Source organism: Nonomuraea sp. NPDC049486 (genome assembly GCF_040676925.1).
Taxonomy (GTDB): Bacteria; Actinomycetota; Actinomycetes; order Streptosporangiales; family Streptosporangiaceae; genus Nonomuraea; species Nonomuraea ferruginea.
The window spans coordinates 18,765-30,191 of record NZ_JBFAPV010000010.1; the positions used below are offsets into that span (position 1 = coordinate 18,765).

At 71.7% G+C, this 11,427-nt stretch carries 9 protein-coding genes; 6 read left to right on the forward strand and 3 right to left on the reverse strand.

Features of this window, described 5'->3' with window-relative positions:
- Nucleotides 1-15: 15 nt before the first annotated feature.
- The 3 genes from AB0K05_RS27095 to AB0K05_RS27105 form a co-directional block, all read right to left on the reverse strand.
- Nucleotides 16-906, reverse strand: coding sequence for an NAD-dependent epimerase/dehydratase family protein (locus tag AB0K05_RS27095; RefSeq protein WP_364232691.1), 891 nt, complete (start codon nt 904-906; stop codon nt 16-18).
- Nucleotides 907-915: 9 nt separating this feature from the next.
- Complete coding sequence (locus AB0K05_RS27100) at nt 916-1,659, reverse strand: hypothetical protein (RefSeq protein WP_271274863.1); 744 nt, start codon at nt 1,657-1,659, stop codon at nt 916-918.
- 1,027 nt (nt 1,660-2,686) lie between these two features.
- Nucleotides 2,687-3,508, reverse strand: coding sequence for an AfsR/SARP family transcriptional regulator (locus tag AB0K05_RS27105; RefSeq protein ID WP_187281598.1), 822 nt, complete (start codon nt 3,506-3,508; stop codon nt 2,687-2,689).
- 415 nt (nt 3,509-3,923) lie between these two features.
- Here AB0K05_RS27105 and AB0K05_RS27110 point away from each other — a divergent pair, with 415 nt between their 5' ends.
- From AB0K05_RS27110 to AB0K05_RS27135, 6 genes are all read left to right on the forward strand, one after another.
- Entirely contained in the window at nt 3,924-5,843 is a 1,920-nt protein-coding gene (locus AB0K05_RS27110) for a hypothetical protein (RefSeq protein ID WP_364232694.1), read from the forward strand.
- The gene (pelF, locus tag AB0K05_RS27115) at nt 5,840-7,240 is read left to right on the forward strand and encodes a GT4 family glycosyltransferase PelF (RefSeq protein ID WP_271279888.1); all 1,401 of its coding nucleotides are present in this window, start codon (nt 5,840-5,842) and stop codon (nt 7,238-7,240) included. The genes AB0K05_RS27110 and pelF overlap by 4 nt, the downstream gene beginning before the upstream one ends.
- Nucleotides 7,237-8,649 carry a hypothetical protein gene (locus AB0K05_RS27120; protein WP_364232697.1) on the forward strand — a complete coding sequence of 471 codons (1,413 nt, stop codon included), beginning with the start codon at nt 7,237-7,239 and terminating at the stop codon, nt 8,647-8,649. Before pelF ends, AB0K05_RS27120 begins: the two co-directional genes overlap by 4 nt.
- Before the next feature lie 19 nt (nt 8,650-8,668).
- Nucleotides 8,669-9,394, forward strand: a complete 726-nt coding sequence (locus tag AB0K05_RS27125) for a sugar phosphate nucleotidyltransferase (protein WP_148036466.1) — start codon at nt 8,669-8,671, stop codon at nt 9,392-9,394.
- Nucleotides 9,391-10,257 (forward strand): NAD(P)-dependent oxidoreductase, encoded by an 867-nt coding sequence (locus tag AB0K05_RS27130; protein WP_219544923.1) that lies wholly within the window; start codon nt 9,391-9,393, stop codon nt 10,255-10,257. Before AB0K05_RS27125 ends, AB0K05_RS27130 begins: the two co-directional genes overlap by 4 nt.
- A gap of 350 nt (nt 10,258-10,607) precedes the next feature.
- Nucleotides 10,608-11,414: an endo alpha-1,4 polygalactosaminidase gene (locus tag AB0K05_RS27135; RefSeq protein ID WP_271279886.1), complete on the forward strand. Its 807-nt coding sequence runs from the start codon at nt 10,608-10,610 to the stop codon at nt 11,412-11,414.
- The last annotated feature ends 13 nt before the right edge of the window (nt 11,415-11,427 follow it).

Consider the following 11,427-nt stretch of genomic DNA (forward strand, 5'->3'; position numbering starts at 1 on the left):
GTCCGAGATGCGACGTTACAGACTTTCTGCGTACCAAGCGACGGTACGGCGCAGTCCTTCCTCCAGCTCCGTGGCCGGTCGCCAGCCCAGCACCCGCTCCGCCGGGCCCGGGTCGGAGCGCTGCGTCCGGTCCAGCGGCCGGGCCGCGACCGCGCCGAACCGGGGCCGCGCCGCGCCGCCCACCACCCGGGCGAGCAGCTCCACGGTGTCGCGGATGGAGACCGGCTCGGCCGTGCCGACGTCGAGCACCTCGCCGGCCGCCCCGCCCGCCCCGGCCAGCACGAACGCGTCCACCACGTCCTCCACGTACACCCAGGTCACCATCCTGGTGCCCGAGGTCAGCTCCGGGTCGCGGCCACGCAGCAGCTCCAGCGTCGCGTACGGGATCAGCCTGGACGTCTCCCGCTGGCCCGGCCCGTACACCATCGCCACCCGCAGCACCGACACCGGCACCTGCCAGAGCGCGTGGAACATGCGGGCGTAGCCGGTGGCCGCCGCCTTGGCGGCGGCGTACGGCGAGCCGGGCGCGAGGCCGTCGCGCGGCTCCTCCACCGACCCGGCGAGCACCACGCTGCGTACGGGGGAGCCGGTGACGGCGGTGAGCAGGTTGACCGCGGCGGTGAGGTTGGCCGCGAGCGTGGGCGCCACGACGCCCGGCTCCCGCACCCCGGTCACCTCGCTGGCCAGGTGGAAGACCACCTCGGGGGCGGTCTCCGCGACCAGCTTCGCGGTGGCGGCCGGGTCGCCCAGGTCGGCGGCGTGCCAGCGCTCGCCGTGCCCGGAGACGTCCGGCGGGCGGCGGCTGACCGCGTGCACCCGCGCCCCCAGCCCCGCCAGCCGCCTGACCAGGTGCGCGCCGATGAACCCCGTCGCGCCCGTCACCAGCGCCGGCGTGCCTTCCCACATGTGCGCCTCCTAGTCGTGCCGTTCGGGTTCGGGGATCGGCCCGCCGGTGTCGTGCCACACGTTGCCGCCGCCGTCCGCCAGCTCTGACTTGGTGCTGAGCAGGATCGGGCAGTCGTACGCGGACGCCCGGCCGAACCGGTTGCCGGTGACGTGCTGGCCGCGCAGCGGGCGGCCGAGCGGCGTGTGGTCGATGTTCACCACGCACGCGCCGCCGTCCAGGTAGTTGTCCTCCACGCGCAGGTCGTCGGCCGAGGACTGGACGGCGGCGTTGGGGTCGCGGGTGGTGGACAGGTCGATCGTGTTGTGCTCCAGCGTGACGCCGGTCTGGTCGGCGAACGCCTGGACGCCGTCGTTGTGGGTCGGGCCGCCGCCCTGGTCGGGGTCCTCGGGGAACCAGCTCAGGTCGTGGATGTAGGAGTCGCGGACGAGGGTGCCCGTGTGCGCCTTGATCCCGTCCACGGTGCCGGTGAACTCCGACCTGAGGATGCTGGTGTGCGCGGCCCAGATGCCGTCGACCGACGGCGACGGGTGTGCCGCCCGGAATTCGGAGTCCTCGATCACCGTGTCACGAGCATGCTCGGTGTCGAGCAGCGGCCGCACCCGGTCGGCCTTCCCCCCGAGAAACCGGCACTTCCTGAACGTGACACCCCGCCCGGTCACCGTCACGAACCCATGGAACTCCCTGCCCTCCACCACCTCCCCATCAACGGCGAACGTCCGATCCCCAGCCACCACCACAAGTTCCGTCCCCACCGGCACCCCGGTACTACCCGCATCCGGAAACCCATCCGGCACCCACCGCCCAGCCCCGGTCTCCCCCTCCGTCACCACCGCTCCGTCAGTCACTGCCGCCCCCTCAGTAGCCCTCGCCCTCTCCAGCGGCTTCTCCCGCCCTTGCTCAGCCACCAGCACCGCGACCACCACCAGCGCGACAACCCCCACCGCGCCAACCCCCCACCACACCTTCACCCCGGCATCCTCACCCGAGACCAACCCTCCACACCAGATCCCCCCACCACCCCGGCGGATGCGATTGCCGGGGCTCGCGCCAGATTGCACCAAGGCCCCACCGCACCTCACCAGCGGGCTCGCCGTGCGGGAGTTCGCGCCGGATGGCGCCCATTTCCAGCCCCACCCCGCTGCTCTGGCGGAGGCGGTTGCGGCGGCTCGCGCCGGACTCCTCGCCCCGCTGCTCCGGTGGAGGTGGCTGTGGGATCTCGCGCGAAATCTCCCCCACGCCGTTCCGTTGGAGGTGGTTGAGGGCTCGCCTTGGACCCCGCGCACCTCCCGCCTCCCACCGCTCCAGCGGAGGCGGTTGTGGTGGAGCTCGCGCGATCTCACCCACGCTCCACCGCACCGCCCTGGCGGGTGACCATGGGGGAGTTCGCGCCGGATGGCGCCCATTTCGCGCCCCGCCCCACCTCGCCTCACCGCTCCGCCGGAGGCGGTTGTGGGTGCTCGTGATGGATCCCGCGCACGTCCCGCTGCTCCGGTGGAGGTGGTGGCGGCGGCTCGCGCCAGATCCCACCCCCAGACCGCTCCAGTGGGGAGCTCGTGCGGACACGGTGGTGCTCGCCGTTGCGGGGTTCGGTGCAAGCCCACGCTCGGCGAGGGGAGCGCGAGCGGGGGCGGTTGTGGGGCGTTGCACCGGTATCCCGCTCACGTCACGCCTCGCTGGATCCGGAGGAGGCGGCTGTGGGGGAAGCGCCGTACCGTGCCGGATCCAGAGGAGGTGGCTGTGGGGGAAGCGCCGTACCGGGGGTTTCCCCCTTGTGGTAGGTCAGCGGGGGCGGCGGGCGCAGTGGGGGCAGCCTGAGGTGGGGCGGCGGGTGGGCCGGTGGTGGTGGTCGGCGCGGGTGAGGGTCAGGGAGGCGTCGCTGGTGAGGATCGCCGCCTCCAGCCGGCGCAGTTCGGGCGACGGTTCCAGGCCGAGGTCGTTGGTGAGGATGTGCCACCCGTCGCGGTAGACCTCCAGCGCCTCCGCCTGCCGCCCAGCCCGGTACAGGGCGAGCATCAGCTGACCGCGGAACCGTTCGCGCAGCGGATGTTCACGGACCAGCCCGGTGAGCTCCCCGACGAGGTCGGCGTGCCGGTGCAGCCGCAGGTCGGCGTCCACGCGGTCGGCGAGCGCGGCCAGCCGCTCCTCCTCCAGCCGGGTGGCCTGGGCGTGCAGGAGCGGCAGGTCGTCCAGCCCCGACAGCGCCTGCCCGCGCCACAGCCCCAGCGCCGCCCGCAGCAGCTCGCCGCCCTTGCCCACGTCGCCGCTCTTGAACGCCTGCCGCCCCTCCTTGACCAGCTCCTCGAAGCGCCACGCGTCCACCGCGCCCGGTGGCACCCGCAGCAGGTAACCGGCCGAGTCGTGGACGATCTCCGCCTCCGGCCCGAGAGTCCGCCTGAGCCGGAAGAGCTGCAGGCGCAGCCGCCGATGCCCGGCGTCCGCGGCCTCCCCGCCCCAGAGCGCGTCGATCAGCGCGTCGCTGCGCACCACCCGGCCCCGATGGCAGAGCAGCAGGGCCAGGAGCGTGCGCTGCTTGGCGGAGCGCACGGGTAAGCGCTGGCCTTGCGAGACCACCTCCAGCGCACCCAGAATTCCGAACTGCATGGGCTCCCCTTCCCGTGCCGTTCCCGATCCCTCAGTTATAGAGCCAACACTTGCCGTCACCTTGCCTGTTTTGCGGGAAACCTCCTTGAAACCCGAGTGAAACCCGCCGTCCGCACACTCGGGGCTTGCCGACGACGGATTGCTCGGCATTTCTACGGCTTATCGGGGGCCAGGGCTTAGACGGGTGATACGAGTGGGTTCTTTTCGGCTGTCCAAGAACAAAAATCTGGTACGTTCCAGCAGAATGCTCGCGCTGGCCGGCGTAGTCACGCTCGTTTCGGGGCTATTCGTAGCCCATTCAGAGCCGGCCGAATCCGCGCCCAAAGACCGGTCCCACAGCCACGCCCCGCTGCGCGGCGAAGTGGAACGTCCCAAAGTGGAAATACCGGACCCTTTGCCGAAAAAGCAGGGCAAAGTGAAGCTCGACCGGTCCGCCCGCGCCGCCACTACGGCCGAGGCCCTCGCCGCCGCGGCCACCGACAAGGTCGAGCTGCGCGCCCTCGTCATCGCCGTGGACGGTGACGACTGGGGCGAGGACACCTGGAAGGCCACCCTGGACCGGGTGGGCGCCGCCTACGACATCCTCCACAGCAGGACCGACCCGCTCGCCGCCCTGATCGCCGCCGACGGCACCGGCCGCTACAACGCGATCCTGCTCACCAGCAACAGCCTGCTCTACGAGGACGGCGGCTCCTATCTCAGCGGTCTCGACGCCGACGAATGGAACGCTCTATGGGCGTACGAGCGCGACTACGGCGTCCGCCAGGTGTCGCTCTACACCGCGTACGGGACCTGGCCTGAGGACTACTGCCTGCGGGCCGGCAGCGAGGGCGGCGTCGGCGACACGCCGATCAGCACCGCGCTGACCCCGGCCGGCGCGGGCGTGTTCGACTACCTGCGCGGCGGCGTGAACGTGCCGATCTCGCTGTCGTACCTCTATCGCAGCACGATCGCCGCCGGCTGCGCCGCCGACCCGCTCATCACCAGCGGCACCGACGTGCTGGGCGTGCGCAGCACCTCGACCGACGGCCGCGAGCGGGCCGCGCTGACCTTCACCTCCAACCAGTACCTGCCGCAGGCCGACCTGCTCACCTTCGGGCTGTTCCGGTGGGCGACCAGAGGGCTGTACCTGGGCGAGCAGCGCCACTACCTGAACGCCGACGTGGACGACTGGTTCAGCTACACCGACCACCTGCTCGCCAACGGCACCGTCGACTCCGATCCCGGCTTCCGGATGAGCAGGAGCGACGCCGTCAGCACGTACCAGCAGCAGAACTCCTTCCGCACCGGGCACCCGCTGGCCGGCGGCTTCAAGCTCAACATCGCCTACAACGGCGATGGAGCCGGCCTGAACGTGCCCACCCTGTGCCTGCTGCCCCCGCTGCTCACCGACGGGCTGACCGCGTACTCGCGCTGCCGCGCGTCGTCGTTCACCTGGATCAACCACACGTTCAGCCACCCGAAGATGAACGACACCGACTACGCGACCAGCTACGCCGAGATCGAGGACAACCTCACCATCGGCTCCGCGCTCGGCTTCACCGTCGACCCGACCGTGCTCAAGACCGGCGAGTACTCGGGCCTGGGCGTCTACCACCCGGACCCGGACAACGACATCGACCCGCCCACCGACCACGGCCTGGCCGCGTCCAACGCCGACCTGCTGCAGGCCGCGGCCGACCTGGGCGTGAAGTATCTCCACGGCAACATGTCGTTCGCCAGCCACCGGCCCGCGTGCTTCAACTGCGGCATCCGCCACCCGCTGAAGCCGTCGGTCATGGTGGTGCCCGACTGGCCGACGAACATCGCCTACCACACGACCACGCCGGCCGAGCAGACGCTGTTCTACAACTCCTACTACGGCCCGAACGGCAGGTTCCCGTACTGGCCCGTCGACCAGACCTACAGCCAGGTCCTCGACCACGAGAGCGACGTGGCCATGCAGCACGTCATGTCGGGATCGGTGTACACGCACACGTTCCACCAGGGCAACCTGCGGAACTACGGCGGCAACAAGAACCTCGTCTTCGACTGGCTGAACGCCGTGATGGCCAAGTACGAGGGCTACTACGGCGTCCCGCTGCTCACGCCCGACTGGGGCGGGCTGGCCGGCTACGTCGAGGACCGGACCGTCCACTTCGACGACCTGGCGGACGTGCGCGCCGTGTACGACAGGACAGCCGGGACGATCACGTTCACCGCCTCGGCCGACGCCGAGGTGTTCGCCACCAACGCCGCCGCAACCGGCGCGGCCACGTACGGCACCGACAAGATCGCCCACCTCGACCTGGCCGCGGGCGTCCCGCTCACCGTCAACGCGAGCGTGCGCCCGTGAAAGTGACGCTCGTGTCCGAGGGCACGTACCCGTTCGCGATGGGCGGCGTCAGCGTGTGGATGGACCAGCTCATCAAGGGCATGCCGGACTACCGGTGGGACGTCGTCACGATGACCGTGGACGGCGCCGAGCGGCCGGTGTGGGATCTCCCGCCCAACCTGGAGCAGGTGATCAACCTCCCGCTGTGGAAGGGCGGCCACCGGCGGTCCGGCCGCCCGCCCGGGCGGGAGTTCGCCGAGGCGTACGAGCGTTTCCTGCAGATCGTGCTCACCCCCGCCGTCATGGGCGCGGGCAGCGCGGAGTTCCTGTCCGTGCTGGAGTCGCTCTACCGGTACGCGCACGACGGCGGCGACCTGGTCGGCGCGCTCGTCGCCAACGACTCGCTCAGCCAGCTCATGGACGCGTGGTACTGGAACAGGACCGACGGCATCAACCTGGCCGACGCGATCGTGGCCGCCGACCTGATGGGCCACATGCTGCGCCCGCTGGCCGAGCCGCCGCTGCGCACCGACCTGACCCACGTGGCCATGAACGGTCTCAGCATGCTCGTCGCGATGACCGCCAAGTGGCAGCACGGCACTCCGGTCGTCCTCTCGGAACACGGCGTCTACCTGCGTGAACGCTACCTGCAGTACGTCCACGAGCCCGTCTCGCACGCGGTCAGGGTGCTGCTGCTGAGCTTCTTCCGCAGGCTGGCCGGCGCCGCCTACGTGGCGGCCGACCGGATCGCGCCGCACTCCTCGTACAACCGGCGCTGGCAGCTCCACAACGGCGCCGACCCTGACCGGATCCGGGTCATGTACAACGGCGTCGACCCTGACGACTTCCCGCTCGCCGAGACCGAGCCCGACGAGCCGACGCTGGTCTTCATGGGCCGGGTGGACCCGCTGAAGGACCTGCACACGCTGATCAGGGCGTTCGCCATCGTGCACGACAAGATCCCGAAGGCGAAGCTGCGCATCTTCGGCGGCGTGCCCGCGGGCAACGAGAGCTACCACCAGAGCTGCCTGGAGCTCATCGACGAGCTGGACCTGGAGGGCGCGGCGGTGTTCGAGGGCCGGGTGTCCACCCCGGTCGACGCCTACCACGCGGGCAGCGTCGTCGCGCTGACCAGCATCTCCGAGGGCTTCCCCTACACCGTCGTGGAGGCCATGGCCTGCGGCAGGACCGTGGTGTGCACGAACGTCGGCGGCGTCGCGGAGGCGGTCGCCGACGCCGGGCTGATCGTGCCGCCGCGCGACCACGTGGCCGCCGCCGACGCCGCCGTGCGGCTGCTCCAGGACGCGCCGCTGCGCCGCCGCCTCGGCGCGATCGCCCGTGACCGCGTCCTGGAACGTTTCACGCTCCGGCAGTCGCTGGACGACTACCGCGCCGTCTACACGGAGCTGTGGCCGTGACGGCGGCCAGGGACGACGGACAGGCACACCCGATCGACGCCCTCATCGAGCCCATGGACGCGAGCCTGGCCCGCGCCGTGGAACCGCTCCAGGTGGCCGCCATCCTGGAGAGCGAGGGCCTCAACGACAAGATCGCCCGCGAGCGGTACGGGCACACCGACGTGTTCTCGCTGGCCGAGACCGCGTTCTCGCGGGTGGCGGCCAAAGCCGTGCCGCCGGTGCCCGACGCGCCGCTGCGCCGGGCCAGGCCGACCGCGCAGATCCTGCACGGCCTGCTGTACGGGCTGCCCGCGGCGCTGCTGCCCGCCGCCTCCGGCCTGGTCGGGACCCAGTGGCTGATGCCGGGGCTGGTGTTCACCACCGGGATCGGCTGGGTGCTCGGCAGCTCCGCCGCCCAGATCGCCTACACCCTCATGGGACGCGGCTGCCCGCGCTCGGCCGGGCGCGTGCTCCGCACCGGGCTGGTGATCGGCGTGGGCTGCGCGGCGCTGACGGCCACCGGGCTGGCCCTGGGCATGGGCGCGCCCGTGGCGCTCGTCGCGCTCTGCGTCACACAGATCGCGTTCCAGATCTCGTCCGGGATCCTGCTCTTCTACCGGCGCGAGGCCTGGCTCGCCGCGATGATGATGCCCGCCGTGCTGGCCGGGATCGGCTACATCGGCGTCGCCGACCGCTTCGTCGGCCTGCTGACCGTCTGCCTCGGCGTGATCTGCGTCGCCGCCGTCGTCGGCGCCGCGATGCTGCTCACCCTCGCCACCCCGGACAAGGGGGAACAGCCCGCCGCCGAGCCGCCGCTGCGCACGCTGCTGCGCGCCAACCTGCGCGGTCTGCCGCCCGCCTTCCTCTACAGCCTGCTCACCGCGCTCTTCCTGCTCCAGGCCGAGGCCAGGTACGTGCTCGACAGGAGCGACATCGCCATCGCCGGCGCCGGGCTGGTGCTCGGCATGGGCGTGCTGGAGTACCGGGCGCACGTCTTCGACGACGACGCCAGGGCGGCGATCCGGCGGGTGAGCTACCCGGCCGAGTTCACCTCGCACGGCCGGTGGCTGCTCGCCAAGGGCGTGCTCGCCTGCCTGGTCACGCTGTCCGTGCTGTCGGCGCTGCCGCTGGCGTTCCTGCACGCCACCGGCCGGCTGTCGGACGCCAGTGTCGTCATGGCTGCCGCGCACGTGGTCGTCGGGACCGCCTACTTCGTGGCCTTCCTGCTGGCCAACCAGGGCAAGGTCAGGCACCTGTGCGCGGCGCAGGCGCTCGCCCTGGCCGTCCATCCGGGGGCGCGCCCGTTGTTAGCCGGCGCGCCGCCGGTCCTGGCCGACGTGCTGCTCTTCCTCGTCGCCGGCCTCGTCTTCTTCCTCATCCTGCTCGTCCCGATGGCCGTGAGCCTGCGGGACGTGCAGCGGTATCGCTGATCCACAGGAGGGAACCAGCATGCACGTCGTCATACTCGCGGGCGGCAAGGGGGTCCGCCTGCGCCCGTACACCTCCGCCCTGCCCAAGCCGCTGGTGCCGATCGGTGAGGAGTACGCGATCCTCGACATCATCCTCCAGCAGCTCACCCATCAGGGGTTCACGCACGCCACGCTGGCGGTCGGCCACCTCAGCCCGCTCATCCGCGCGTTCGTCGGCGACGGCTCGCGCTGGGGGCTGTCGGTCGACTTCACCGAGGAGCTCGCTCCGCTGTCGACGATCGGGCCGCTGTTCCCGATCAGGGACCGGCTGCCGGAGCACTTCCTGGTGATGAACGGCGACGTGCTCACCACCCTGAACTACGCCGACCTGCTGGCCCGGCACGTCGCCTCCGCGGCGCCGCTGACCGTGGCCACCTCGCCGCGCGTCGTCAAGATCGACTTCGGCGTGCTGGAGGCCAGCGGCGGCCGGATCGTCGGCTTCCGGGAGAAGCCGCTGCTCAGCTACCTGGTCAGCATGGGCGTGTACGCGCTGTCCAGGGACACCATCGCCCACTACCCCGAGGGGATGCCGTTCGGCTTCGACGACCTCGTCCTCGACCTGCTCGCGCGGAACAGGCCGCCCGGCATCTACGAGTTCGACGGCTACTGGCTCGACATCGGGCGGCCCGACGACTACGACGAGGCCAACGCGCGCTTCGACGAGATCAGGCCGCAGCTGCTGCCGTCCAGGGATCCGGTGCGATGACGGACGTCCTGCTCTTCGGCGCGTCCGGCTTCCTGGGGCGGCAGGTCAGGGACCTGCTGACACGGGACGGCCGGGTGTCCGGCCTGCACTGCCCCGGCCGGGCGGACCTGGACCTGCTCGCCGCCCGGCCCGCCGACGTGGCCGGCCTGCTGCGCGCCGTCCGCCCGTCCGTCGTGCTCAACTGCGCCGGGCGGATGTCCGGCGGGTACGACGAGCTGATGCGGGGCAACGCGCTGGCCACCGCCGTCATCATCGAGGCGATGGCCCAGGCCGCGCCCGGCGCCCGGTTCGTCCGCCTGGGCTCGGCCGCCGAGTACGGGCCGACTCCGCCCGGCCACGCGGTCCACGAGCAGGACCCGGCCCGGCCGGTCAGCGGCTACGGCATCAGCCACCTGGCCGGGACCCAGCTGGTCGAGCAGGCCGCCGCCGACGGCCGGGTCGACGGGGCGTCGCTGCGGGTCTTCAACCCGGTCGGGCCGGGCCTCACCGGCGAGAGCGTGCTCGGCCGGGCCCGCGACCTGCTCGCGAGCGGGGTGCGCGACCTCGACCTGGGCCCGCTCGGCGCGTACCGCGACTTCGTGGACGTGCGCGACGTGGGCCGCGCCGTCGTGAGCGCCGCCTTCGCGCCCGACCTGCCCGAACGGGTCTTCAACGTGGGCGGCGGCCGGGCCGTCCCCGTCCGCGAGGCGATCGCCCTGCTCGCGGGCGAGGCGGGCTTCACCGGCGAGATCCGCGAGAGCGCACCCCCCGCCGGCCGCTCGGCCACCGTCACCTGGAGCCGCGCCGACCTCACCCGCATCGGGAACGTCCTCGGCTGGCAACCCGAGTTCCCCCTGCCCGACTCGATCAAGGCCATGCTATGAGCGCCCCAAGCCTCACACCGGCTTCCTCCCGCCCGAGCCTGCCGGTAAGGGCGAAGGGGGAACGCGAGCCAGGCGGTTCCACACGACCGCGCCCGTCGGCGGGTGTGGTGTGGGGACGCAGGTCGAAGGGGTTCGCGCGTTCGCTTCTGCGATCTCCGCGATCTCTCGCGTCGGGTGGGTTCCCGCGGCCGGGTCCTGAGGTCCGGGGGCGCGCGTCGGGCCGTCCTGCGCGGCCGCGTGTGTCGGTGGCGCCGGTGTTGGTGGTCGGGGCGGCGTTGGTGGTGTTGGGGGGGTGTGTCCGGGCTGCGCCCGCGCCCGCTGAAGGGCGGGGGGCGCCGGAGTTGGGGGATGTGGCGTCGTTCACGTATGTGCTGCAGGGGTATCCGAAAGGGCTGCTGGACGGGGTGGCGCGGGCGCCGCAGCGGCTCGCCGTCGTCGATCTGTCCCGTGACGGCACCGTCGCGGGGTACTTCACCCGCGACGAGATCGCCCGCGTACGCGCCACCGGGAAGCTGGTGCTGGCGTACTTCGAGATCGGCTCCATCGAGGAGTTCAGGACGGACTTCGCCGAGGTCGACCAGGACCTGCTCCTGCACACCTGGCCCGACTGGCCGGACGAGCACTTCGCCCGCTACTGGGAGGAGCGCTGGTGGGAGCAGGTCGTCCGCCCTCGGCTCGACCGGGCGCTGGAGACCGGCTTCGACGGCGTCTACCTCGACACCCCGCTCGCGTACGAGGAGATCGACCTGGCGAGGGTGCCCGGCGAGACCCGCGCCACCCTCGGCCGGAAGATGGCCGACCTGGTCATCCGCATCAGCCGCCACGCCAAGGAACGCCGCCCCGGATTCGCGATCGTCCCGCAGAACTCCCCGGAGCTGCGGCACTTCCCCGGGTACGCGGACGCGATCGACGGCATCGGCATGGAGGAGCTGTTCTTCCGCGCCACCGACGACCCCTGCCGCGAGGAGTGGTGCGACCAGAACCTGGCCGACACCCTCGCGCTGAAAGCCCTGGGCAAGGCCGTGCTCGCCACCGACTACGCCGTGGACCCGGCGAACGTCGAGGCCGCCTGCGCCCATTACCGCAGGCACGCAATCGCGGGAAACGTCACCGTGGTCGACCTCGACCGCGTCAGCCCGCCTTGTGCATCCAAGTGAGAGGAAAGGAGCG

What these genes read in the sequence shown, in the direction of transcription:
- AB0K05_RS27095 (WP_364232691.1), bottom strand. Translation starts at nt 906, where the DNA reads ATGTGGGAAGGCACGCCGGCGCTGGTGACGGGCGCGACGGGGTTCATC.
- AB0K05_RS27105 (WP_187281598.1), bottom strand. Translation starts at nt 3,508, where the DNA reads ATGCAGTTCGGAATTCTGGGTGCGCTGGAGGTGGTCTCGCAAGGCCAG.
- AB0K05_RS27125 (WP_148036466.1), top strand. Translation starts at nt 8,669, where the DNA reads ATGCACGTCGTCATACTCGCGGGCGGCAAGGGGGTCCGCCTGCGCCCG.
- AB0K05_RS27130 (WP_219544923.1), top strand. Translation starts at nt 9,391, where the DNA reads ATGACGGACGTCCTGCTCTTCGGCGCGTCCGGCTTCCTGGGGCGGCAG.